Source organism: Paenibacillus sp. S25 (genome assembly GCF_019454085.1).
GTDB classification, from domain to species: Bacteria; Bacillota; Bacilli; order Paenibacillales; family Paenibacillaceae; genus Paenibacillus; species Paenibacillus polymyxa_B.
The window spans coordinates 324,005-349,185 of sequence record NZ_CP073683.1; the positions used below are offsets into that span (position 1 = coordinate 324,005).

Annotated in this window: 24 protein-coding genes; 19 read left to right on the forward strand and 5 right to left on the reverse strand. The window is 46.8% G+C overall.

Going from position 1 to position 25,181, the window contains the following annotated elements; genetic code table 11:
• The first annotated feature begins 250 nt into the window (after positions 1-250).
• The 8 genes from KAI37_RS26625 (at position 251) to KAI37_RS01420 (ending at position 8,463) form a co-directional block, all read left to right on the forward strand.
• Entirely contained in the window at positions 251-1,762 is a 1,512-nt protein-coding gene (locus tag KAI37_RS26625; RefSeq protein WP_220026707.1) for a methyl-accepting chemotaxis protein, read from the forward strand.
• Positions 1,763-1,892: 130 nt separating this feature from the next.
• Complete coding sequence (locus KAI37_RS01390) at positions 1,893-2,255, forward strand: DUF1304 domain-containing protein (RefSeq protein ID WP_076293838.1); 363 nt, start codon at positions 1,893-1,895, stop codon at positions 2,253-2,255.
• A gap of 157 nt (positions 2,256-2,412) precedes the next feature.
• Positions 2,413-4,032 (forward strand): ABC transporter substrate-binding protein, encoded by a 1,620-nt coding sequence (locus KAI37_RS01395; RefSeq protein WP_076293839.1) that lies wholly within the window; start codon positions 2,413-2,415, stop codon positions 4,030-4,032.
• 72 nt (positions 4,033-4,104) lie between these two features.
• Positions 4,105-5,055, forward strand: a complete 951-nt coding sequence (locus KAI37_RS01400; RefSeq protein ID WP_023986565.1) for an ABC transporter permease — start codon at positions 4,105-4,107, stop codon at positions 5,053-5,055.
• A 4-nt stretch (positions 5,056-5,059) separates the two neighbouring features.
• Positions 5,060-5,905 (forward strand): ABC transporter permease, encoded by an 846-nt coding sequence (locus KAI37_RS01405; RefSeq protein WP_013308329.1) that lies wholly within the window; start codon positions 5,060-5,062, stop codon positions 5,903-5,905.
• 59 nt (positions 5,906-5,964) lie between these two features.
• Positions 5,965-7,002 carry an ABC transporter ATP-binding protein gene (locus KAI37_RS01410; protein WP_220030589.1) on the forward strand — a complete coding sequence of 346 codons (1,038 nt, stop codon included), beginning with the start codon at positions 5,965-5,967 and terminating at the stop codon, positions 7,000-7,002.
• Positions 6,974-7,957 carry an ABC transporter ATP-binding protein gene (locus tag KAI37_RS01415; protein ID WP_076293841.1) on the forward strand — a complete coding sequence of 328 codons (984 nt, stop codon included), beginning with the start codon at positions 6,974-6,976 and terminating at the stop codon, positions 7,955-7,957. Before KAI37_RS01410 ends, KAI37_RS01415 begins: the two co-directional genes overlap by 29 nt.
• 50 nt (positions 7,958-8,007) lie before the next feature.
• Positions 8,008-8,463, forward strand: coding sequence for a hypothetical protein (locus tag KAI37_RS01420; protein ID WP_076293842.1), 456 nt, complete (start codon positions 8,008-8,010; stop codon positions 8,461-8,463).
• A gap of 70 nt (positions 8,464-8,533) precedes the next feature.
• On the opposite strand, the gene KAI37_RS01425 is transcribed toward KAI37_RS01420, so the two are convergent.
• Together KAI37_RS01425 and KAI37_RS01430 are read right to left on the reverse strand one after the other, a co-directional pair.
• A complete protein-coding gene (locus tag KAI37_RS01425; protein ID WP_220030590.1) occupies positions 8,534-9,148 on the reverse strand; it encodes a hypothetical protein in 615 nt (204 codons plus the stop codon).
• A 13-nt stretch (positions 9,149-9,161) separates the two neighbouring features.
• Positions 9,162-10,016, reverse strand: a complete 855-nt coding sequence (locus KAI37_RS01430) for a hypothetical protein (RefSeq protein ID WP_258383033.1) — start codon at positions 10,014-10,016, stop codon at positions 9,162-9,164.
• 118 nt (positions 10,017-10,134) lie between these two features.
• Between KAI37_RS01430 and KAI37_RS01435 the strand changes: the two genes are divergently transcribed.
• The 5 genes from KAI37_RS01435 to KAI37_RS01455 all read left to right on the forward strand — a co-directional run bounded on the left by KAI37_RS01435 (position 10,135) and on the right by KAI37_RS01455 (position 15,134).
• Positions 10,135-11,178, forward strand: coding sequence for an iron ABC transporter permease (locus KAI37_RS01435; protein WP_071639147.1), 1,044 nt, complete (start codon positions 10,135-10,137; stop codon positions 11,176-11,178).
• Positions 11,179-11,296: 118 nt separating this feature from the next.
• A complete protein-coding gene (locus KAI37_RS01440) occupies positions 11,297-11,854 on the forward strand; it encodes a GNAT family N-acetyltransferase (RefSeq protein ID WP_071639148.1) in 558 nt (185 codons plus the stop codon).
• A 250-nt stretch (positions 11,855-12,104) separates the two neighbouring features.
• Positions 12,105-13,403: an ABC transporter substrate-binding protein gene (locus KAI37_RS01445; RefSeq protein WP_071639150.1), complete on the forward strand. Its 1,299-nt coding sequence runs from the start codon at positions 12,105-12,107 to the stop codon at positions 13,401-13,403.
• Between the two features lie 38 nt (positions 13,404-13,441).
• Positions 13,442-14,314, forward strand: coding sequence for a carbohydrate ABC transporter permease (locus KAI37_RS01450; protein ID WP_071639151.1), 873 nt, complete (start codon positions 13,442-13,444; stop codon positions 14,312-14,314).
• Positions 14,304-15,134 (forward strand): carbohydrate ABC transporter permease, encoded by an 831-nt coding sequence (locus tag KAI37_RS01455; protein ID WP_013308340.1) that lies wholly within the window; start codon positions 14,304-14,306, stop codon positions 15,132-15,134. The genes KAI37_RS01450 and KAI37_RS01455 overlap by 11 nt, the downstream gene beginning before the upstream one ends.
• An 11-nt stretch (positions 15,135-15,145) precedes the next feature.
• On the opposite strand, the gene KAI37_RS01460 is transcribed toward KAI37_RS01455, so the two are convergent.
• Complete coding sequence (locus KAI37_RS01460) at positions 15,146-15,982, reverse strand: helix-turn-helix transcriptional regulator (protein WP_071639152.1); 837 nt, start codon at positions 15,980-15,982, stop codon at positions 15,146-15,148.
• Between the two features lie 138 nt (positions 15,983-16,120).
• Between KAI37_RS01460 and KAI37_RS01465 the strand changes: the two genes are divergently transcribed.
• A complete protein-coding gene (locus KAI37_RS01465) occupies positions 16,121-17,407 on the forward strand; it encodes a Gfo/Idh/MocA family protein (protein ID WP_025722590.1) in 1,287 nt (428 codons plus the stop codon).
• Between the two features lie 108 nt (positions 17,408-17,515).
• Here the strand turns inward: KAI37_RS01465 and KAI37_RS01470 are convergent, their stop codons facing one another.
• On the reverse strand, positions 17,516-18,352 hold the full coding sequence (locus KAI37_RS01470) for a carbonic anhydrase (protein ID WP_071639153.1): 837 nt from the start codon (positions 18,350-18,352) through the stop codon (positions 17,516-17,518).
• A 214-nt stretch (positions 18,353-18,566) separates the two neighbouring features.
• Between KAI37_RS01470 and adhP the strand changes: the two genes are divergently transcribed.
• Positions 18,567-19,583, forward strand: a complete 1,017-nt coding sequence (gene adhP, locus KAI37_RS01475; protein ID WP_071639154.1) for an alcohol dehydrogenase AdhP — start codon at positions 18,567-18,569, stop codon at positions 19,581-19,583.
• Between the two features lie 77 nt (positions 19,584-19,660).
• On the opposite strand, the gene KAI37_RS01480 is transcribed toward adhP, so the two are convergent.
• The gene (locus KAI37_RS01480; protein WP_013308345.1) at positions 19,661-20,026 is read right to left on the reverse strand and encodes a winged helix-turn-helix transcriptional regulator; all 366 of its coding nucleotides are present in this window, start codon (positions 20,024-20,026) and stop codon (positions 19,661-19,663) included.
• Positions 20,027-20,213: 187 nt separating this feature from the next.
• Between KAI37_RS01480 and KAI37_RS01485 the strand changes: the two genes are divergently transcribed.
• The 4 genes from KAI37_RS01485 (at position 20,214) to KAI37_RS01500 (ending at position 25,134) form a co-directional block, all read left to right on the forward strand.
• The gene (locus tag KAI37_RS01485) at positions 20,214-21,410 is read left to right on the forward strand and encodes an MFS transporter (protein ID WP_220030592.1); all 1,197 of its coding nucleotides are present in this window, start codon (positions 20,214-20,216) and stop codon (positions 21,408-21,410) included.
• Between the two features lie 31 nt (positions 21,411-21,441).
• Positions 21,442-22,284 carry an aldo/keto reductase gene (locus KAI37_RS01490; RefSeq protein WP_220030593.1) on the forward strand — a complete coding sequence of 281 codons (843 nt, stop codon included), beginning with the start codon at positions 21,442-21,444 and terminating at the stop codon, positions 22,282-22,284.
• 168 nt (positions 22,285-22,452) lie between these two features.
• Positions 22,453-23,475, forward strand: a complete 1,023-nt coding sequence (locus tag KAI37_RS01495; RefSeq protein ID WP_071644173.1) for a LacI family DNA-binding transcriptional regulator — start codon at positions 22,453-22,455, stop codon at positions 23,473-23,475.
• A gap of 183 nt (positions 23,476-23,658) precedes the next feature.
• On the forward strand, positions 23,659-25,134 hold the full coding sequence (locus KAI37_RS01500; protein ID WP_220030594.1) for a glycoside hydrolase family 32 protein: 1,476 nt from the start codon (positions 23,659-23,661) through the stop codon (positions 25,132-25,134).
• Positions 25,135-25,181 lie beyond the last annotated feature (47 nt).

Genomic DNA, 25,181 nt, shown 5'->3' on the forward strand with positions numbered 1-25,181 from the left:
TGAACTGAATAGTTGACAGAAAGAGCACTTTTGCGAAGTAATGCAAAGGTGTTCTTTTCGTTTCCAGACTTGTTAAGACCCTTCCTTTTTCGACATTTTTCAATATTTTTTGTATGAAAATATAGGTATATGGACATAAAAATGATTCTTATTACCTATGTAATTTTAAATTTATTTATAATGATTCTTAATAAAATTCCGATATTAAACTATATCGTTTTATATATTGGCTTAGAAGGGAAGAGCATATATGTTTCTTAAAAAAAATGAGACCCACTCACTTGCTCCTTTAGTAGAAGAAAGCCGCAAACTTTCACAAAGAATACAGCAGAAGGATTATTCCGCCGCAATACAAGTTTCATCCAAATCTTCCGAGGTTCAAGAAATCGCAAACAATGTCAACCAAGCGCTTGAGTCCATGAAAAAGGATGCTCAACATGTTGACATTCGTCTGAAGCTTGTTACCAAGGCTATAGAGATTGGCTTATGGGACATGGAGGTGGTTGCGGGTGATCCCGTCAATCCAAGTAATACGTTCACATGGTCAGAAGAATTTCGTGCTATGCTGGGGTATCAGAGCGAAAAGGACTTCCCCAATGTATTAAACAGCTGGGCATCCCGGCTGCACCCCGAAGATCATGACAGGTCATTGGCGGCTTTGTCAGATCATTTGCTGGATTTTACGGGAAAGACGCCTTATGACGTACAGTATCGTTTGAAGCTGAAGCATGGAGAATACCGCTGGTTCCGGGCTACCGGAACGACGATCCGCGATCAGCAGGGAGTGCCGCTTCGAATTGCGGGTGCTCTATTGGATGTGCACGACCAGAAGATTAAGTCCGAGGAGTTGCAGGCTCTAGTTACAAGATATGATCTCATCAATCGTGTTTTGGTGGAGGCTCCATATGATGTCATTCTGGCTGATGGAGACATTGAAAACCCGGATAATATATTTTGGTGGTCCCAGCAATTCCGCCACACCTTGGGCTTTAAGGATGAGCAGGACTTCCCGAGTGTACTAAGCAGTTGGAGTTCGCGTATACATCCTGACGATGCCGAGCATGCGTTTAAGGCTGTAGTTGATCATTTAAATGACTATTCAGATCGTACGCCATATGACATGGTGTGTCGCTTGCAAAGTAAAAATGGCGAATATCGCTGGTATCAAAACAGTGGAAGAAGCATACGCGATAGTAAGGGAGTGCCTATTCGTATTGCCGGGACCATTCGTGATATCACAGTGGAAAAGGAAAAGCAGGCTGTCGCGGATGAGCTTACGCTCAAAATCCAGCATCTCTCCGATTCCATTACGGAAATGGTGAACGGCGTTAACTCGGTTAGTAACCAGGCGCAGGAGCTGGCAACGGCTCAGGAGCAATCGACAGAGGCGGCGAATCAAGCCAAAGTCAGTGCAGAAGAAACCCAAAACATTTCCAACTTCATTAAAGAGATTGCGAATCAAACAAATCTGCTGGGTCTGAATGCTGCCATTGAAGCATCGCGTGCGGGCGAGCAGGGGCGGGGTTTTGCGGTAGTCGCAGATGAAGTGAGAAAACTTGCCATTCACAGTGCTGATGCAACCGGAAATATCGAGACTAGTCTGGACGAAATGAAGACACTCATCGAGCGGATTTTGCACAATATCGGTAACATGTCTACGCTGACACAGACACAAGCCGCGCTAACGCAGCAAGTGAATGCATCTACAGACGAGATTAACAGCATGTCCAAAGCTTTGTTGGATTTTGCGAGAACGATGTAAGGCTTCATGTAGAAATGAGGCCGGGCCTTAGGTTCGGTCTCTTTACTATTTTTGGAAGATGAACTATACTTTTCGAGGATAGATCTAAAAATCACCTCATAGTAACTTTATGTGGAAAAGAGGAATATACTTGAGCTTGCTTAGTTCAATATTGGTCGGAATTGTAGCTTTGGAGCATGTGTACATTCTAATACTGGAAATGTTTCTGTGGACGACTCCGCGGGCGATGCGTACGTTCGGCACCTCGAGGGAGCTGGCGGAAGCAAGCAAATCCCTGGCTGCAAATCAGGGGCTGTACAACGGATTTTTGGCAGCCGGATTGGTGTGGGGCTTGTTCTATCCGGATACTGTGATCGGGCGGCAAATCCAATTATTCTTTGTCATTTGTGTGGTAGTGGCTGCGTTGTATGGTGCATTAACTGCCAATAAGTCTATTTTATTAAAGCAAGGCCTGCCTGCCATCCTGGCACTGATCAGTTTGTGGATACTCTGAAGACACCCTTACCGGGTGTCTTTTTTCTAGATTCGATCACATAATGTCTGGAATGCTAATGACAAGGGGAATAAACAGTTTTTGACCGATTGTAAATCCGACTATTCCGATTTATAATAAATTCATTACATACTAAGAGGACACGGGGGCTAGAGCGATGCGTCGTAATTTGACTGGTGTATTGGTATTAATTGTATTAATGTTGGTTGTAAGTGCATGCTCCGGCGGGAATTCAGGATCTACGTCTGAGACGAATGGGAATACGCCTGGTACAGCTACCACAACAGCTGATAATGGACAGCCTAAAGATGGCGGTAGCCTGATCATTGGCGTACAAGCTGATCCGGTGGTGCTGAATCCAAACTATGCGGGTGATCGGGTAAGTCTGACGATAGACCAGGCGATATTCGCACCATTGTTTCAGGTGAACAATGGCAAAAAGACATTTTATTTGGCAGACAGTCTGACTCCTTCAACAGACAAGCTGACTTATACACTAAAACTGAAAAAAAATCTGACTTGGCATGATGGCGAGAAGCTGACAGCTGACGATGTTGTTTTCACCATTAACAAAATTTTGGACGAGAAGCAGCACAGCTTTTTGAGAAGTAATTTTATGGTTAATGGCAAACCGGTTCAGGCGAGCAAAGTTGATGATACAACGGTGGATTTCAAGCTTCCTCAGCCAGCCCCTGCTTTTGAGGCAGCACTGGTACAGGTATCCCCGATTCCGAAGCACATTTTCGAGAATGAAGCGGATATTGAGAAAAGCACAAAAAACAACTCTCCGATTGGATCAGGTCCTTTCAAATTTAAAGAGTACAAAACCGGTGAGTACGTTACACTCGAACGGTTCGATAACTATGTTGGCGGCAAGCCGCATCTGGATACAGTAACATACCGGATTGTTAAAGATTCAAATGCTGCGAATTTGGCCCTTCAAAATGGTGAGATCAATGTAAACTATCTCGATCCACAAAATGTAGAGACCATTAAAGCAACAGATAAGTTTGACATTTTCCCTTACAGCGAAGGTCGCTTGGCTTATCTGATGTTTAATGAAAACAGTGATACGAAGCAGTTGAACAAAAAAGAAGTACGTCAGGCGCTTTCTTATGCATTGAATCAGGATGAATTGATCCAGGTATCCTATGGCTCCAAGGATTATGCAGATACTGCGAAATCTGCTCTGACACAGGATGTACTGTATCACACGAACGACGTTGCATTTTTCAATAATGATGTGAACAAGGCGAAGGAGCTACTGAAATCGGCTGGAGCTGAAGGACTGAAGCTGCGCATTATCATTCCGGGCGGCAACAAGGTACAGGAAGCACAAGCGCTCTATATCCAGCAGAAGTTAAAGGACATAGGCGTTCAGCTGGACGTGAACAGCATGGATTCCTCGGCATGGTCGCAAAAGTTCGTCGATACGAATGCCAAGGACTTCGATCTGGCGATCAGCGGCTATATCATGGGGTATGACCCTGACGCGTATCGTATTTTGTATAGCACCGGATCGTCCTCCAATTATTCGCATTATTCAAATAAAGAAGTGGATAAGCTGCTGGAAGAGGGCGCGGGTGAGTCGGATACGACTAAACGTGGAGAAATTTATAAAAAGGTACAAGAGCTGCTGGCTGAGGATGCTGTCATCTACCCGATTGCTTACACCAAGACTATTGTAGCCTTCGACAAGCAGTATGGCGGTATTGATCAGGCTGTGTTGAAGCCGGTCGTGATTTTCGAGGATTTGTCCAAAATTTATCACAAATAAGACAGGGTTTTCAAAAATAAGCTGGGCTAACCAGCTTATTTTTTTCGAAAACAGCAAGGGGAAGGGAAACGTATGAGACAACTCATCGCCAGAAGGTTGCTGCAAGTTATACCGATGCTATTTTTTGTGTCCATCGTCTGCTTCGGCTTGATCAAGCTGGCTCCAGGTGATCCGGTTCTCTCTTTTGTTACACCGAATATGCATCTGGAAGACATTGAACGAATGAGGCATAGCTTGGGGCTGGACCAGCCCGCTTATGTGCAGTACATATTATGGCTTAAAAAGAGCCTAACGGGTGATCTCGGCTACTCGCTAATTAATCACCAGCCTGTGCTGGATCAGATTCTCGATCGTCTCCCGGCTACAGCCGGGTTAATGGGTGCATCCATCATACTTGCCGTGCTGATTGCAATTCCACTCGGTTTGACGGCTGCGGCTAATCGGAATCGCTGGATCGACAAGCTCATTAATCTGATGTCGTACATCGGGATTTCTGTTCCGCTGTTTTGGCTCGGTATTTTACTTATTTATTTGTTTGCTATTTATCTGCACTGGCTTCCGAGTACAGGGATGCGCACCATCGGTACGGACTCGGTGCTGGATGTGATTAAGCATGGAATTTTACCATGTTTTGTACTGGCCTTCGGCTTTCTGTCTGTGTATGTGAGGTACATCCGTTCCAGCACGATTACGCAGCTCAAGGAAGAGTATGTGCAGATTCAATACGCGTTTGGGTCTGGAAAAAGACTGGTTTTGTTTCGACATGTGCTCAAGCATGTGCTGCTGCCCATCATTACGCTGCTCGGAATGTCGGTTGCGGACCTGGTGGCTGGAGCCATTGTGACGGAGACGGTATTTTCCTGGCCGGGCATTGGCTCGCTGGGCATGACGGCGGTAAAAGGAATGGATTATCCCGTCATCATGGGGATTACTTTATTTTCCGCTCTGCTGCTGATCCTGGGTAATCTGCTTGCAGATATCTTATACAGCATTGCGGACCCGAGAATTAAATCAACGAGGTGAATTCATGAATCGGAGCAAATGGCGCAACATCGGGATCGAGCTGATGACGAGCAAAATGGGCGCCGTCGCCCTCATACTATTGATCGTATTCTCGCTGGGGGCGATTTTCGCATTTTTATCGCCGCAGGACCCGAATAAGTTGAACGTGCTGGAGCGTCTCCAACCGCCGGGAGCGGCACACTGGTTTGGGACGGATGATTATGGGCGGGACTATTTTACAAGAGCACTGTACGGTGGGCGTGTATCATTGCTGGTAGGCTTTGCGTCCATGATTATTGCGACCAGTATCGGTGCAGTGGTAGGTATTGTGAGCGGATATTTTGGAGGATGGATCGACAATCTGCTTATGCGGGTTTTAGAGCTGATCATGTCGATCCCGTCTTTCTTGGTTATTTTGCTGCTGAGTGTGTTTTTGAAGCCGGGTGTCGGCAATATCATTGTCATTATCGCCCTGCTTATGTGGATGAATATTGCCCGGGTGGTCCGTGCAGAGACAATGACGTTGCGCGAACGGGAGTATGTACTATACGCCAAAGCTTCGGGACAAAGTACGTTTGGTATTATTATGAAGCACATCGTACCGAATCTGATTCCGGTAATTATCGTAGGGGCGACGAACAATATCGCTTCAGCGATTATGATGGAATCGTCACTGAGCTTCCTCGGCTTTGGTGTTCAGCTGCCGAACGCTACGTGGGGCAGTATGCTGAATAATGCCCAAGGATATATTGCACAGGCCCCATATATGGCATTATTCCCGGGTCTACTTATTTTACTGACTGTGTTGAGCTTTAATGTTTTGGGAGATGTGCTGCGTGTAGGCTTTGAACCCAAATTAGTAAAACGATGATTCATAGCACAGATCCATTACAAATGGCTCCAGGAGCGACAGGAAGGAGCGAAAACACAATGACAGAACATCTACTGTCCGTCGAACAGCTGAAGGTCTCCTTTTTCACTCGTGAAGGGGAAAATCAGGCAGTTCGAGGGGTTAGTTTTCATATTGATGCTGGAGAAACGGTAGGAATCGTAGGAGAATCCGGCAGCGGCAAAAGTGTTACAGCGAAAGCGATCATGTCGATGATTGCCCCGCCGGGCAAGCGGTTGAACGGCGATATCCGTTATCGGGGACAAAGTCTGACCGCTCTGACGGAAAAGCAATGGCGCAAAATACGCGGAAACCAGATTGCGATGGTCTTTCAGGACCCGATGACCTCGCTGAATCCGGTCAAAAAGGTTGGCTATCACCTGGTCGAGGTAATTCGCAGACATCGAGGACTGAGCAAGGAAGCGGCTACGCAAGCAGCAGTAGAACTGCTGCGACAAGTAGGCATTACCGAGCCGGAGCGCCGAATGAACCAATATCCGCATCAATTCAGTGGCGGGATGCGCCAGCGGGTGATGATTGCCATGGCGCTCTCGTGCAACCCGGAGCTACTGATTGCAGATGAGCCGACTACAGCGCTGGATGTGACGATTCAGGCGCAAATCTTGGAGCTGCTCAAGACGCTGAAGCAGCAATCCGACATGTCGATTGCTCTGATCACCCATGACCTGGGCGTCGTCGCCCAGGTGTGTAGCCGTGTCATCGTCATGTACGGCGGTATGGTGATGGAGGAGGGGCGTGTGGACGATATCTTTTATCGTCCGGGCCACCCGTATACGCAGGGCCTGCTGCGTTCTGTGCCCCAGCGCACGAACGGCTTCCGCGAGCGGCTGGTGCCGATTGAGGGCACGCCGCCAGACCTGCTGAACCCGCCATCGGGCTGTCCGTTCATGGAACGGTGCCCACATGCGTTTGCCCGCTGTGTGGAGCGGCCACCGATGGTGGAGCTGCGCCCGGATCAGCGAGCAGCCTGCTGGTTGAACGAGCCGGATGCAATGCCTGCTGAAGTCTACGAGACGCCCGAAGCGGGCCATGTGGAAGGGGGGAATAACGGTGAGTGAAGCAAACGATGTATTGGGTGAGCATCAGCCCTTGGTAAAGGTACACCAGCTTAAGAAGCATTTTGTGACCGCAAAGGATTTGTTAGGGCGTAGCTCTGAGGTGCTCAAGGCGGTGGATGGCGTGAGCTTTCAAATCAAGCGTGGCGAGACGTTCGGATTGGTCGGTGAGTCAGGTAGTGGGAAATCAACGGTTGGACGCTGTCTGACGCGATTATACGATTATACAGAAGGTACGGTACGCTTTGACGGTCAGGATATTTCCAAGCTGAACGACAAACAGCTCAAGCCGCTGCGTCGGCGCATTCAGAGCATTTTTCAGGACCCATATTCCTCTCTTAATCCGGGTATGAACGTGCTTGACCTGATCGGTGAGCCGATGGATATTCACAGATTGCATCAGGGGAGTGAGCGTAAGGATGCTGTAGTGGCTTTGCTTGAAAAGGTAGGGCTGAAGCGGGAACATCTGTATCGCTACTCGCACGAGTTCAGCGGCGGGCAGCGCCAGCGGATTTCCATCGCTCGTGCTCTCTCCGTGAACCCCGAGTTCATCGTCTGTGACGAGCCGATTTCGGCACTGGATGTGTCCATTCAGGCGCAGGTCATTAACACGCTGGAGGATCTCCAGCAGGAGTTCGGGCTGACGTACCTGTTCATCGCCCATGACTTGTCGATGGTGCGGCATATTTCAGACCGAATCGGTGTGATGTACCATGGGCGACTGGTAGAAGTAGCTGATGCAGATGAGTTGTATGAGCAGCCCGCTCACCCTTATACGCAGGCACTGCTGTCCTCCATCCCTGTGCCCGATCCGAGAGCAGTCGGAGAGCGGGAGGGACTGGGGGGAAGCTTGGCCCAACCAGACGGCTCATTAGTATGGGACAAGGATAACGACAGTGCAACCGAGCTGAGAGAAATCAGTCCCGGCCATTATGTAGCGTACCCGGTTAACCGTTAGGGTTGAGATCGGTTGTACGATGTGCAATGACCCAAAGGAGGCAAAAAACGATGACTGAATCGACAAAAAGAGTACGTATTTCCCAATGGGACGCGCTCTTGCTGGAATCATTACGCTCTTTAGGCTGGTCCCAAGAGGAATTAATCCGTCGGGTGCAGCAAAATGAACTGCCAACGGACGGACCATCCGATTTTGATTATACAGAGCTTGTCACCGGGCTGGCGTCCAAAGAGCCGGAGGTGTTTGTCAGCGCGGTAACGGACGGATATCAGATCAAGTACAATACGATCCGGGGCATTCGTTCGTGGATTGCCGTTGCGTTCGGGCGGGAGCCTGAGCTGTCACTGGAGGAAGGAAGCGAAGCCGTTACATCCGAATTGACGAAGGCTGAGTATGATCGGCTGGAGCGGGTGCTGTCATTAGGATGGTTCATCCAGGAAGTACGTCCCGCGGCTGGCGAGACTTCAGGATTATACCGAATTGTACCTGCTGCACAGACGAATTAAATATTGTTTATGGAGTAAGACGCTTTACCGGAAATCGAAACGAGCTGACCGTGAAGGCCAGCTCGTTTTTTTAATGCAATCCTTCTTCATATTTTTTATTCAACATGCCCAGACTATTGTGGATGACCCGTGTCATGCAGTAAAAGAAGGTCATTCTGGTGGTTTGCATAATAGCTCCCAGCAACATGGACATCGACTCCATATGGGAAAAATGTAAGATAAGAATCCGGTTAATAATCCCTTCACCAAACCAGACAAAATATAGCGGAACAATCATCTTTTGAATATAACGCGCTTTGCGCTCCAATTCGGGGTGGAGCGCAAAGTACCTATAAATATGGGTGAATGTATTGGAGAATCCCCACAAGTTAATAAAAGGAATCATGCGAGCAATGGCTCCCACGGTACGAATCGGATAATCGGAATGCTTTTGCCGGATGGCTTTATGTACTTGAACTAGCCAGATCAGATAGGTTACAAAACACATGTAGTACAGAACAAAGCTAAAAACTGTAAATTTTTGCTCCAGCTCGTATAGATGATCGTAATAAAAATCGTTTGCGTAAATATACACTAACGTAAAAATAAGGATGAGAAATTCGCCCATAGTGCCCACTGCTAGTAAGGCTTGATGCACACTGCCAGCCGTCTTGGACGGGAATGCTTTGGAATCTGAATCATTCAAGATGTGCTTCCTCCTAGTCTAGTTGCTTCAAATACACGATAGCATCCTCCAGTGTTTCTACGGGGATAATGCGTAGCTTGAGTCCATGCTCCTTTTGGACTCGGGCAGCTTCTGCTTCGTTGCCTTCCTCACCGTACCATTCATAATCTGCCGGTACGAAAAATAGATCAACCTTTGCGGTCTCGGCTCCCAGCAGCTTTTGCTCCAGTCCACCGACTGATCCGACATCTCCGTATTCTTCCATCGTGCCAGAGCCAGCAATTTTGTGACGTCCGCCATCTGAAAAGTCGATGTTATTGGCTTCCTCATACAGTCCGATGCCTGTCATCAGACCCAAGGAATTTCCCGAAAGATCCTGCAAATGAGTCAATAGCTCGGCATAGCGAGCATCCTCCAATTGGCTAAGATTCGAGAATGTCGCCGTAGCCTCAGCTGTGTCGCTGTCTACGCTTAATTCCGTCGCTGCATGTACGGCTTGCATGGCAGAATATTTTAGCGTGTCCGTCTCTGTGAGGTCCTTCAAATAAGAGTCCACTTCATCAGGGGCAAGGGGTTCAAATGTAATCGCTCCCCCGGATACATTTTCACTGGAATATACATTCCAACGCTCTAGGAGATTGTTAGCAATACCCGTTTGAACAGACGCAAAAAACACGCTTCCCTGAACGCCAAGATCTTTAACCGGATGCATTTCTCCTTGCAAAATATACTGTGCAGGCATAGGCCGTGTTCCAATAAAGGCAGCGATAGCCGGGATCAGCAGCAGCGCGAAGATGAGTATACGTTCTTTGTTTATGCCAAATATCTTTTTGAGGAGATATGGATTACGGCTTGGCACCTCATTCACAACCTTTCCATCTTTTCTCATACGGATATCATCGGTTGAAATGATTAGAAAGGTTACATTTTTCACCATAAATGACCGATAAGAGTATGGTGATATTCATATTTTATGGTAAATGAGGAAAGGGGATCTTTTAAATCTGATGAGTGAACAAGAAATACATGTGGGTGAACGTGGAGGTGGGACGATTGTTGTTGAACCGAACGCAGCTCCACCACGTCCACAAAGAATTGTTTTGACCTTGGTTGCAGGATTTATTTTATTGATCCTTGGTTTGTTTCTGTCGCTAATCACAGGTATATTTCCTATCAGCTATGCAGAGGTATTGGAAGTGTTGTTTTCTTCAAATCCCAATCCTATGCTTGTGGAAGTTGTATACCATACTCGTATGCCATTTGCATTGGATATGTTGTTGCTTGGGGGATGTCTGGCCGTTTCAGGAACTCTTTTACAATTACGAACAGCTAATCGCTTTGCATCACCAACCTTAACCGGACTTATGCCTGGGGCAATGGTAGGGCTATGTGTTGTCCTTTTACTTGGGATGGACATAGATTCCTTTGGTAGTATGGCTCTTTGTATTGCAGGAGCGGTATTTGGGGGATTCATTGTATTTACATTGAATAAAATCCGTTTCATTCGAGGACGGTCTGCAGGAGTTCATTTATTCATGATTGGTTTCATTATTGATGTTGTCCTTCGATCAGCGTCGGAATTTATTGTGTTACTTGGAGAATATGGAGAATATCAGCAAGAGTGGGCAATATCTCAGGGAGGTTGGGGAATAAGAGAAGGATCATTCACGTTTTGGCTTGCATTGCTTACAATTCTCGTTGTGTGCTCTGTCTTTGCATTCCCCAAGCAGCTTAGTCCGCTATACATTCCCTTCGCGATTGTGTTGACCGCCGTTACTGTATGGGCATGTGGTACCATCGGATATATAGGACTTATTGTGCCTTATTTCATGCGTTGTATGATAGGAAACCGTCCACGGCTTCTCATTTTGGGCTCCGTCTTTTGGGGGGGAGGTCTGTTGATGCTAGCCAAAGTCATTTCCGCTAAAATCAACGAGCCGGTTGGGTTTCCCGTAACCCCGGTGCTGGCCTGTATCGGCATACCCTTTTTGATCTTTATGGTGTGGGTAGAATGGAAAAGAAGCTCTCTGCTTGAAAGCAGTAGATTTTGAACGAGAAAACTTTTCCCAGATCACTGGACTGTACCATAGGTGCTCTGCTAGATCATCAGACGCTCATTTTTTATGCTATATTTTATACATAAGGAAAATTTGAGAGTTGAGGTGCAGCATGACATCAATGACTATTGTCGAATCATCCGTCAAACCAGGATTAATGGCTTTTCAGGCAAGCACTGAAGATCAGGAGCAGGTTCAGGAATTAATTTTAAAGACGGCCAGATGGCTGCACAGCAAAGGCTCTACGCAATGGGGACGCTTACTAAAAGGAAAAGATGATCACAACCTAGGCGGCGCTATTGCACGTGGAGAAGTGATTATTTTCCGAGCATCAGAGGATCATGGCTTGGCAGGCGCAGTGATCTTGCAGCAGCAGCCCAGTGCATGGGACCGTAATTTGTGGGGATTAGACGAAACGGATTCTGAGGGAGGAACCTCAGTATATCTGCATCGTTTGGTTGTGGATCGCGATAGCACTGGGAAGGGGCTAGGGCGTGAGCTGATGCAATGGATTGAACGAGGCATCCACTTCACAGGCAAGGATCGAATCCGATTAGACTGTATTGCGGGCAATGACAAGCTTAGCGAGTTTTACAGACAATGCGGTTATACGTATATAGGCGAAACGAACGGCTATAATATTTTTGAAAAGATGCTAATAAAGATTTAGAAAATTGAATTATAGCTCAAGGAATACGAAAGAAGGAAGCAGGTGATCTGCATCCTTCTTTTTTTGTTGTGGAGTCTTTACTTTCTCTTGGTCACTGTCAAATCACGGCCACCCAAAAGAAAAAAATTATATAAAAATGAAAATGGGGATATCGTGTCTCCCCCTCCTACATATGATGATAGGGAAAGTTTTGTAAGCGCTTCGAAAAAGGATGCCATACAACCATGCGAAGCTACAGGAGGCGGTTAAGGTGGACAATTACATGAGCTGGATAAAGATTGGATTTTTCCTCAGCGTTCTGTTTTTACTTGCAGCGGCCTGCACTACTTCCCCAAAAGTCGAGAACACAGAAGGGCAAAAAGTACGACTTACGATGCAGGCTTGGGGTAATCCTGCGGAGGTGAAGGTGTATCAGCGGGCGCTGGATGCATTTGAAAAGGAAAACCCAAATATCGAGGTTAAGCTGGTGCCTGTACCGGGAGACCAATATGAGCAAAAGCTGTTGACACAGCTTCAGGGAAGTCGCGGACCGGATGTGTTTTATTCGTATGAACCGACGATTGCGCGTTTGATCGGGGCGAAGCAGGTACAGCCTTTGGGTGAGTTTTTAAAAAGTGATGCGAGTGATGTGAAGGCTGAGGATTTTCCGGAAGGATTGTGGGGACCGGCAAAGCGTGACGGGGAAATCTATGGGGTCACTCCCGACTCCAACCCGATGGTCATGTATTACAACAAAAAGGTATTTAAGGAAGCAGGCGTGAAGACGCCGCAAGAATACTATGACGAAGGCAAGTGGAACTGGGATGCTTTTGAGGAGGTTACATCCAAGCTGAAGGCAGCCGGAAAGCAGGGTTATATTGCGGAAAACTGGTGGGCTCACTGGTATTCATGGGTGTGGTCGAATGGCGGTCAAATCTTTGATGAACAAGGCAAATATGTGCTGGACCACAATGAAAAGGGCAAGGAAGCCTTTAGTTTTATGTACGATATGGTAAAAAAGGGAAATGCGGTATATCTCGGCTCGCTTCCCAAAGGGCAAGGGGCTGACGCGATGTTCATGTCCAATCAAGTCGGCATGCTGGCGGCGGGAAGATGGCTAGAGCCCTTGTTTAGTCAAAACAAAAGCCTCGACTTCGATTATATCTACTGGCCATCCAATACTGGTAAGAATGAGCCTGTTGCCATTCCGGTTGCCTATGTAGCTGTAAACAAAAATAGTCCGCATGTGCAAGAGGCCATGAAGCTGGCAGCATTCTACGTCTCTGTGAAGGGGCAGGAGGCCCGGCTGGTTGAAGGGGGGAATGCCATGGGTACGCTTGCTGCGGCAGATGATAGCATTATGAAAAAGGCGACAATTGAGCATTCAAGCTATTTGACTGAGGGACGTAACATAGGGCATGCTCATGGATCTGCACTGGCCTATGATGCTCAGGTGCCGGGGTTGAACTCGGATATCACGGAAACCATCGACTTGATGTTCCTGGGCAAGCAGGATGCTGCGGCAACCATTGAAAAGTTGAATCAGATCATATCCAAGGCGGTCAAGTAGGCACGGGATGGGCCGTGACCGGGGAGGAAGGTGACAAGATGCAGAAAAAGCATCAAGCGCTGTGGGGCTATCTATTCATTGGCCCCCAGTTTTTGGGTCTGTTATGTTTTTCGCTGTTGCCGTTGCTATATGCGCTTTACTTAAGCTTTGTAAACTGGGATGGATTTGGCGTACCCTTGTTTGTTGGCTTAGACAATTTCAAGGGGCAATTATCTGATCCTGATTTTTGGAAGGCACTCATGAATACGATGTACTATATGGTGCTGGTCATCCCGGCGGGGATTATATTGGCTCTGCTCGTAGCCATTGTGCTCAACAAAGTGAAGGGCAAGGAAATTTATCGCTTGTTCTTTTTCATGCCTGTCGTAACCAGTTCGGTATCGGTTGGCGTCATCTGGATGTGGATACTGAACGGTGAATTTGGCATTTTAAATCATCTGCTAGGAGCGATTGGGATTACAGGCCCAATGTGGCTTACGGATACGCAGTGGGTGATTCCGTCGATTGCGCTTTTGAGCATATGGCTGGGACTGGGATATAATATGGTCATTTTTCTGGCAGGACTCCAGGGTATCTCCAAAAGCTATTACGAGGCAGCCGAAATTGACGGGGCCAGCAAGTTCCAGCAGCTAAGGTATATTACACTGCCGCTGTTGTCACCAACGACCTTTTTTGTGACCATCATGATGGTCATCAGTTCTTTTCAGGTGTTCGATCAGGCGTTCGTCATGACGAATGGAGGGCCAGCCAAAGCAAGTTATACGCTGGTGTACCACATTTACGATCAGGCGTTCATTGACTTCACGATGGGAGAAAGTGCTGCGGCAGCAATGATTTTGTTCGTGATCATTCTCGTATTTACACTGCTGCAATTTAAAATGCAAAAGAGGTGGGTGCACTATGGAGATTAGTTCCAGAGGTAGGGTATTCCTGCGCCATGTGCTGCTCGCTGTCGGCTCTTTAGTCATGTTTTTTCCATTCCTGTGGACTGTTCTCAGTTCCCTGAAGGATATTTCCCAAATCTTTGTCGTCCCGCCTCAATGGATTCCCGATCCGTTCGTATGGAGCAACTATCCGGCCTCGCTGGAGGCGATGCCCTTTGTACAGGCGTATATGAACAGCTTTTACATTACGGTGATTATCGTGACAGCGACGCTGATTAGCGCGTCTATGGCGGCGTATGCTTTTGCTAAAATCCGTTTTCCGGGCTCTAATATACTATTTATTTTGTTCCTCGCCACGATGATGGTGCCTAAGCAGGTGACGATGATTCCGTTATATTTGGTGATGGACCGCATCGGGTGGCTGGATACGCATTGGTCGCTGATCGTGCCTGGAGCCTTGTTTAATGCATTCGCGGTGTTTCTGCTTCGCCAGTTCGTTATGGGTATCCCACGCGATCTGGAGGAAGCTGCAGTAATGGATGGGGCGGGCTACATTCGTATTTACTGGAGCGTCATTCTTCCACTCATTCGTCCGGCATTGGCGGCGATAGGGATTTTCACCTTTTTGGGGGCCTGGAACAGCTTTCTTGATCCGCTTATCTATCTCAACACACCGGAGAAATTCACGGTTCCGCTTTTACTTAACAATTTCAAAGGGTTATATACCGCCGATTGGTCACTGATGATGGCGGGTACCACCATTTCTGTCGTCCCGGTGCTGATCGTCTATATCATTGCCCAAAAGCAAATTATTGAAGGTATCACCTTGACGGGAATTAAGGGGTAGAGTTATTTTCTCTACTCCTTTTTGTATTTTTTTCGGTATTGTAGCGGGGTGTGCCCGGTAAGATGCTTGAATACACGACCAAAGTGAGCGATGCTGTCAAAACCCGTTTTTTCAGCAATGGAAGTCACCTTCCAGTTTGTTTCTCTCAAATATGCACGAGCCTGCTGGACTCGCACATCCTGAAGATATTCTACTAAAGTAAAACCTGTTGTCTGCTTGAAAATACGGCACAAATACGTGTTGCTAATATAAAAATGCTCAGCCAGCTGATCTAGCGACAGGCTCTCGTCATAATGAGCATGCAGGTATGCAATGACCGAGTACACGCGCTGCTGCTTTTCGCTACGTTCCGGTGCAATGGTATCGGCAGTGGCCGATTGTATGCGCCGGATGCGGATAAGGAGCTGGAGTAGCAAGCTTTGGAGATATAGTTGGCGGTAGGCATGTTCTTGGTGGTATTCATCTAGCATTTGCCGGAATAGATGCTCCAGCCCGCATTGTTCTTCCACGGAGGGGCGAAGCAGAAAGCTTTTTTCTGGCAGAAGAAGCTGGTTCTGATCGCTGGAGGGAGAGACATTCATTGACGAGGCTGCAAATTCTTCATCAAAGTTAATCAAAATCCGTTCATGGCTACCGCTACCTTTGTTACTCGTACGGTGAAAATCATGTTTGCTGATCCAAATCAGATCGCCCTTCTGGAGCGCGTATACCCGCTGATTAATGTAGTAGTAGCGCTCTCCTGCCAGCAAATAATAGATTTCGTGCGCTTGGTGGACATGGTCGGCAGACATGCTGAATGGCACCTTCCGCAGTGCTTGCTCGATGGCAAAACGGGGTGTAGCGATCATATCGATAGTCTCCTTTAATAAAAGAATGCATAAGGATAATATATGTACACTTTACGGGAAAAATCATAATAAAAGCGAAGATTTTGCTCTTTCTTATACTATAAAATAAAAGCAATTCATGTAAAGGGTGTGAACCAATTGGCTAAAATCAAATATGCACTTGTGGGTACTGGAGGAAGAGCCGAATTTTTTTACGGTGAAGTTGTTACCGTTTTCAAAGATACCTCGGAGCTGATCGCGTTCTGTGACGTCAATCAGACGAGAATGGATTATGCCAATCGGCTGTTGCAGGAGAAATACGAGCATGAGCCGATTCCGACCTATAAAGCTCACGAGTTTGATCGGATGATCGCGGAAACGAAGCCGGATATCGTCATTGTCACGACCATTGACCGGGTGCATCATCGGTATATTATCCGGGCGATGGAGCTGGGCTGTGATGTCATTTCCGAGAAGCCGATGACGGTGGATGAAGATAAATGCCAAGACATTTTGGATGCCATAGACCGCACGGGACGGAAACTGCGCGTCACCTTTAACTACCGCTATGCGCCGCATAATACGAAAATCCGTGAGCTGATCATGGACGGAACGCTCGGAGAGGTGTTGTCAGTCAATTTCGAATGGCTGCTGAATACACAGCATGGCGCGGATTATTTCCGTCGGTGGCATCGGGACAAGCGCAATAGCGGCGGTTTGCTGGTGCACAAGTCGACGCATCATTTTGATTTGATGAACTTCTGGCTTGGCTCAAAACCGGAGACGGTGTATGCGATGGGGGATCTGAAATTTTACGGACGGGAAAATGCGGAGCAGCGTGGCGTGACGGAGTTTTATCAACGGGCTTATGGCAGCAAAGCAGCGGAAAATGACCCCTTTGCGCTGCACCTAGACCGTAACGAGCATCTAAAAAGCATGTATCTGGACGCTGAGCATGAGGATGGCTATGTGCGGGATCAAAGTGTATTTGGCGACAATATCAGCATTGAAGATACGCTGAGTGTCATGGTGAAGTATCAGAACAAGACGGTGATGAACTATTCACTGAATGCTTACATGCCTTGGGAGGGCTTTATCATCGTATTTAACGGCACGAAGGGACGGATGGAGGTTCGGGTATCCGAGCAATCCTATGTTAATTCTGGCGGCAGCAAGGCAGATGAGGGTGCTCTAAAAGAGAAGACCATCACCATCTATCCCCACTTTGCAGCACCTTATGAGGTCGAAGTGGAGGAAGGCCAAGGGGGGCATGGCGGAGGAGATCCAGTTATGCTGCGTGATATTTTTGATAAGCCGGCAGAGGATCGGTTTCATCGTGCGGCCTCACATATCGACGGTGCATGGTCCATTTTAACAGGCATCGCCGCCAACCGCTCTATGCGTACAGGTCAGCCAGTGAAGGTGGAGGAACTGGTACGCTTGTAATGAGTAGTAAACTTAATACCAAAAGAAGGCCCCTCTAAATAGTTCGAACAGAGGGGTCTTCTTTTGGTATTCAAATATAGAATGCACCTTATATCTAACGACAATTTATTACTTATCGGCAGTCAGCTCCCGGGCTCCCAGCTGTTGTACAGGACGATGGTTATCGGGGAAAATGGCAGCAAACCGGTTGATTTGGTCTGCGGACATTTCAATAGGTTGCTCCAGCACTGTCCAATTTACATGTTCTGTGCATGGTGGGGTAGTCAGCGATCCGTTGTAGCGAACGGAGTGCAAATCTTTTGGCAGCAGCGCAGCGAGATTTATTTCTTCATCCAGAGCTGCTTCTTGGGAAATATCTTTCGGCAGTTTGGACCAGATGCGGTTGAAAGCCTTGTTTTCTTTGCCACTTTGGATAAGGACCGCTAAGACAGCTGTGCTTCCGTTGTCGCTTTGATGGACAAAATGAAGCTCCATTTCAGCATTTTTACCATCTATTTGATGTTCGCTCGGGTGATGAAAATGAAACTGCTTTAAAGTGAATTTAGTACCGTCCAGCATGATGTTATTGCTGGTATTGGCAACATTGATTTGCACAGTGTGCCCATTATTCAAAATGGATGCTTTTGTATTGGTGTAATGAACTTGTAGCGGTTGCTGTGTTTGCGATGCTTCCAGATGGGTATGCTCTATATTAACAGGAGATTGTTCGTGGCCGTTACCACATGCAACAAAGTCTTTTTCCAGTTCTCCCCAATGTTCCGGTCCCTGATCTCCTGCATAGGACCAGTGTGGGCCTTTCTGAACAACTGCATGAGCGTTGTTAGCTGATGAGGATGAAGTGCTGGTGGTACTAGAAATGGCGGGCTGTGAATTGCATCCTGTTACCGACACGACCAAGATAATGGCAAATATGCTGAACAGGCAACCTTTCCAGTTTTTTTTCATGTTTTTGTATCCTTCTTCCAAATAGAGTATGTGAAACTTTTTACATTGTAAATTATTGTAGAAAGTTCCTGCAAGGGTACAAGGACTTAGGAACAAGCATCTAGTGATTAAATGGCCTAGTTTAGAATATGCTTGTCCTTTGTAGTTAAAAATTTATATAATATTCAATGTACTTTACAAAATAATTCCATGCGTAATTAAAGGAGAGATTTACATGAAAGCAGCGATTGTTACAAAAGACAAGAAAGTCAGTATAGAAGAGAAACCTTTACGCTCCCTGAAACATGGAGAAGCGTTAGTTCAAGTCGAATATTGCGGAGTTTGCCACACGGATTTACATGTGAAAAATGCAGATTTTGGTGATGTTACAGGCAGAGTTCTGGGGCATGAAGGTATCGGAAAAGTCATTGAGTTAGGTGAAGGAGTAACCAGTCTGAAGATTGGCGATCGCGTAAGCATTGCCTGGATGTTCGAAAGCTGCGGTCACTGCGAATACTGCTTAACTGGCCGGGAAACGTTGTGTCGTGAAGTTAAAAATGCCGGATATACCGTAGATGGTGCAATGGCAGAGCAATGTATTGTCACAGCTGACTACGCAGTCAAAGTACCAGATAGTCTTGACCCTGCTGCTGCAAGTAGTGTAACTTGCGCAGGGGTTACAACATATAAAGCAGTTAAAGTAAGTGAAATCAAACCAGGACAATGGATTGGTATCTTCGGCATTGGTGGCTTAGGTAATTTGGCTGTGCAATACGCCAAAAATGTATTCAATGCTAAAGTTGTAGCCTTTGACATTAGTGATGAAAAACTAGAACTGGCTAAACAAATTGGTGCTGACTATATCGTTAACAGCATGAAAGAAGATCCGGTCGCCCGAGCTAAGGAGTTAACAAACGGTGCTGGTCTGGATGCAACCGTGGTTACTGCTGTTGCCAAAACACCTTTCAACCAGGCCATCGACGTTGTAAAGGCTGGCGCGCGTGTTGTAGCTGTAGGTCTTCCAACCGATAAGATGGATCTGGACATTCCACGTCTGGTTCTGGACGGCATTCAAGTTATTGGCTCCTTGGTCGGCACTCGTGAAGACCTTAAAGAAGCGTTCCAGTTCGCTGCAGAAGGTAAAGTCGTCCCTCTTGTACAAAAACGTCCGATCGAAGACATTAATGAGATCTTCGAGGAGATGGAGCAGGGCAAAATCCAAGGACGCATGGTCATTGATTTCACAAATTAAAATGATGTCCAATTCGTAACCCTTGGAATTCGGAGAGAGAAAGCGCCTGCTGATGTATGCAGGCGCTCTTTTTGGCTTTACAGCTTATTCAGAATGTTATCTTCCAAAACTGCAGATTTATCCCCGTATTCTTTAATAATATGTCTTTCTCCCCAAGCACAAAGAGAATCTAAAATGCCTTTCAGACTACATCCATATTCACTAAGCTCGTACTCCACTTTGGGTGGAACCTGATTATAGCTAATCCGATTGACAATACCGTCTTCCTCTAATTCACGAAGCTGCTGAGTCAGCATTTTTTGTGTTATGGAAGGCATCATTCGTTTTAATTCGCTTGTCCGCATCTTTCCATGTGTCAAATGACACAGAATCACGCATTTCCATTTCCCCCCGATCACCTCTAACGTCGCCTCAACAGAGATGTTGTATTTTTTCTTCCCCAATGCAGATCCCCCCATGTGTATCGCTTCTGTTATACATACCTTAACAACCTGTTTTAATCAAAAAGAACTTTATCTAGGGTACTTTTTAGTACCTATATCACTAAAAAGTACGTACTGTTCATATTTGCTTGAATAACTCATAATAACATCTGCTGGTCGAAGATTTCTATAGATAGGAGTGAAAAACATGTCGCCAGAATCAAAACGAAGTATATGGCCATTACTGGCTCTAGCCGTAAGCGCCTTTGCGATTGGAACAACCGAGTTCATCAGCGTGGGACTGCTTCCCCTGATTGCTGAAGACTTGCACATATCTGTAACGATGTCTGCACTAACTGTAACGCTATATGCATTAGGGGTTACCATCGGGGCACCTGTCTTGACCTCATTAACATCAAGTGTTCCCCGTAAAACGTTGCTGCTGTGGATCATGATTATATTTATTGCAGGTAATAGCCTCGCTGCGGTCTCTAGCGGAATTGCCTTGCTGCTGATAGCACGTGTGATCTCAGCGTTCGCCCATGGGGTGTTCATGTCTATCGGTTCCACCATCGCGGCCGATCTTGTGCCGGATGATCGACGAGCGAGTGCAATTTCCATTATGTTCTCCGGATTGACCGTAGCCACGGTCACAGGTGTACCTTTGGGCACCTACATTGGGCAGCAATGGGGTTGGCGGGCTGCATTTATGGCGATTGTGGTCGTCGGTGTAGTGGCACTCATCGCCAATCTGATTCTGCTGCCATCTACGCTGCGCAAAGGGAACAAGACTCCTTTCCGCGAGCAGGTCAAACTGGTTACCAATGGTCGCTTGCTACTCGCATTTATCATTACAGCTTTGGGGTATGGAGGCACATTTGTGGTGTTTACTTATTTATCTCCATTACTTCACGACATAACCGGATTTCAGCAAAGTACGGTAACGTTTATACTTTTGCTGTATGGAATTGCGATTGCCATCGGGAATGTCATTGGCGGAAAAGCAGCCAACCGCAAGCCGCTTTCAGCTTTGTTTTACATGTTTCTGATTCAAGCCGTGATCCTTTTTCTCCTGTTGTTCACGGCACCTTTTAAAACGGCAGGACTGATTACGATCTTCTTTATGGGATTGCTTGCGTTTATGAACGTGCCCGGGCTACAGGTATATGTCGTCATGTTGGCCGAAAGGTTTGCACCCAAAGCTGTCGATGTTGCCTCTGCTGTTAATATTGCAGCTTTCAACGCAGGGATAGCAATCGGAGCTTATGTAGGCGGGATTGTAACTGATTCACTCGGTCTCATTCATACGACGTGGATCGGGGGCATTATGGTTTTCGTTGCGGTTCTGCTCACAGGCTGGAGTCGTATGCTCGAAAAAAGGGATACAACCATCATTACAGGTTAAAGCTTTTAAAAAATAGAGAGGAAGATACAAAATGACACAAAACTTACAAAGCACAACATTGTTAAACAACGGAGTTCACATGCCTTGGTTTGGCATCGGGGTATTTAAAGTGGAAGAAGGTTCGGAGCTGGTCGATGCTATAAAGGCTGCTGTAAAGCATGGCTACCGCAGTATAGATACAGCTGCAATCTATGCGAATGAAAGCAGTGTAGGGCAGGCTATTCAGGAAGCCCTTCAGGAAAATAATCTGTCCAGAGAAGATCTGTTCGTCACGTCCAAAGTGTGGAATGCAGATTTAGGCTATGAAGAGACACGAGCCGCTTATGAAGCCAGTCTGGACAAGCTGGGTCTGGAATATCTGGATCTATATCTGATTCATTGGCCAGTTCAAGGAAAGTATAAAGAAGCTTGGAGAGCGTTGGAATCCTTGTATAAAGAAGGACGGATTAAGGCAATTGGAGTCAGCAATTTCCAAATTCATCATTTGGAAGATCTCATGAAGGATGCTGAAATCAAGCCAATGATCAATCAGGTGGAGTTCCATCCACAATTAACCCAAGCCGAGCTGTTGCAATTCTGTCAAAAGAACGACATTCAAATGGAAGCCTGGTCCCCGTTAATGCAAGGCCAATTGCTCGATCATCCGGTATTACAAGACGTAGCGACCAAGTATGGCAAATCGGTGGCGCAAGTGATTTTACGCTGGGATGTGCAGCAGGGAGTTGTCACCATTCCCAAGTCTACCAAGGCGCATCGGATCGTCGAAAATGCCGACATTTTTGACTTCGAACTGACGCGCGAGGATATGGATCGAATTCAGGCGTTAAATGCCGATCTTCGAGTAGGCCCAGATCCGGATAACTTTGATTTTTAAAATTACGTTCATCATGAGACGCCGTTTCCTTCTTCACTGAAGGGACGGCGTTTTGTGCATGATGGATCTGGAGCTACAGCAATCCAATCCCGCCATATGGTATTATAGGGTTATGTGAAAAGAGACGTTTTGGAAGCATATGAATATGAAAAATCTCCGGGGGACTTCATGAATAAGACGATTGCAGATATAGCCCAAATGGCTGGTGTATCCAAGAGCACGGTATCCCGTTTTTTGAACGGCGGGTCTGTCAGCGTGGATACGAAACGTAAAATTGAAAAAGTGGTTAAAGCCACGGGGTATGTGCCCAATGCCTTTGCCCAGAGTCTTAAGGCGAAGCGGACCAACATTATCGGCACCGTTGTACCGCGTCTGGATTCTTTTGCGACATCCCATACGCTGATGGGGATTGATGAGGAACTGCGTTCTCAGCATTATCAGATGCTGATCTCGAATACGAGCCAGGATGTACAGCGTGAAATCGAAGCCATTTATGAGCTGGGAAGACAAAAGATTTCGGGTATCATTTTGCTGGCTGCTCAAATTACAGACGACCATCTGACCGCGATTCGTGACATCGGTATTCCGGTGTTGCTGGTGGGCCAGCAGCACGAGCAGCTTCATAGCCTTATCCATGATGACTATCGTGCAGGATATGATATCGGCACGTACGTTTTGTCACAGGGACACCGCGAAATTGCCTACGTTGGTGTTACTGAAAAGGATGTTGCCGTCGGTGTGCAGCGCAAGGAGGGCTTTAGGCAGGCTGTTCGCGATGCATTGCCTGCTGAGTCTCATACGGACGATGCGATGCGAGCAGCAGGGTATGATATCAGATACTATGAGACCGGATTTAAAATGTCCGATGCACGGATTGCTGCATCCGCCATTTTGGACAATTTCAAGCCATCGTTAATGGTGTGTGCTACGGATAATATCGCGCTGGGCGTAATCAATGCGGCTTATTCCAGAGGGATTGTCATTCCGTCAGATTTGTCGGTAACTGGCTTTGGGGGATACGATATTACGGAGGTCATTCACCCTGCCCTGACAACCGTTCAATATCCGTATATGGAGGCTGGACGTGTAGCAGCGCAAAATATTATGCGGTTGGTAGAACATAAATCGGTAGAAAAAGTGACGGTCATGAATTATTCCCTTATCGAAAGAGAAAGCGTTGACAAACGCTGAACAAGTGGATTATAATTTCTTCGAAACCGGTTCCATAGCATTCGGGCACAAATGGAATCGGTTGCAAATCCATGGATGAGTATATTTTTTTAATCGCATGGGAACCGGTTCCGATAGAATATTTTTTCATTGATTTGGAACTGGTTCCTGAAGCGAAAGTTTTAATAAAAATGAGGTACACCTATGAAAATGACAAGAGAACAAAAGTATCGAATGATCGAGCAGGCAGAGCCCGGTGAAATAGCCAGCTTGGAGGAGAGAGTGGAGCAATGTCACTGGCGGCAGGCGTTTCATATCCAGCCACCGACAGGTTTGCTCAATGACCCCAATGGCTTTTCATATTACCAAGGTGAATACCACTTATTTTATCAGTGGTTTCCGCTCGGAACGGATCATGGGATGAAATACTGGTATCATCTGAAATCCAAAGATTTGGTCACATGGAATAGTGCGGGCATTGGTATCGCACCTGGGGATTATTTTGATTCGCATGGGGCTTATTCGGGCAGCGCACTGGAGCATGAGGGCAAATTATATATGCTGTATACGGGAAATGCACGAGATGAAGACTGGATCAGACATCCTTATCAATGCATGGCTGTTATGGACGAGAATGGTCACATTACTAAATGGGAGCACCCCGTTATTTCCAATGTGCCAGAAGGGTATACAGACCATTTTCGTGATCCCAAGCTATGGAAAGACGGCAATAGCTTTTACTGTGTGATTGGTGCCCAGAGAACGAATTTAACAGGCTGCGCCGTCCTCTACCGATCAACCGACCTTCGTACGTGGGAGTTTGAGGGAGAATTGTGCACAGGCCTGGAGTCGTTTGGCTACATGTGGGAATGTCCAGATTATTTTGAACTGAACGAAGCGGGAGTCTTGATCTTTTCTCCTCAGGGCTTGGAGCCTTCTGGGGATGAAAATCACAATATTTATCAATCGGGCTATGTAATCGGCAAGCCGTTGGATACCGGAACAAGAAGACTGGAGCACGGCGCATTCCACGAGCTCGATAGAGGCTTTGACTTCTATGCGCCACAGACGATGATTGACCTACAGGGGCGGCGTATTATGGTGGCATGGATGGGCCTGCCGGATATCGAATATCCCACAGATCCGAACGGATGGGCTCATTGCCTGACATTACCAAGGGAGCTTACGCTTCATGAGGGCAAACTCTTGCAGCGGCCGATCCCTGAGCTGACTACGCTGCGTAGAAATCGTGAGGATCGGGTAGCTGACACGTTATTCTCAGAGAGCAAAACCTATGAAGGATTTACAGGTACGGCCTATGAGCTGATCTGTGAGGTAGATCTTTTGAGCGCTAAGGTGTTTGGTATTGAATTCCGTGCGAGCGAGACTGAGAAAACGGTGATTAAATATAATGCCGTCAGCCGCAAACTTGTATTGGACCGTTCGCAATCAGGTGAGCCTGTAGCCACTTCGTATGGTGAGGTACGGCAGTGTTCATGGGATAAAGATCATATCAAACTACATTTGTTTGTAGATACGTCTTCAGTTGAGATTTTCGTCAATGATGGGGAAGAGGTGTTCACCAGTCGTATTTTTCCGCATCCAGAGAGTGACGAAATACGCTTTTTTGCCGACAAGGGAGAGGCTCTCTTCCAGGCGGTGAAATGGGATTTTACATGAGTAGGCTAAAACATCAAGTGGATCGTTAATCATCAAACATAACGGAA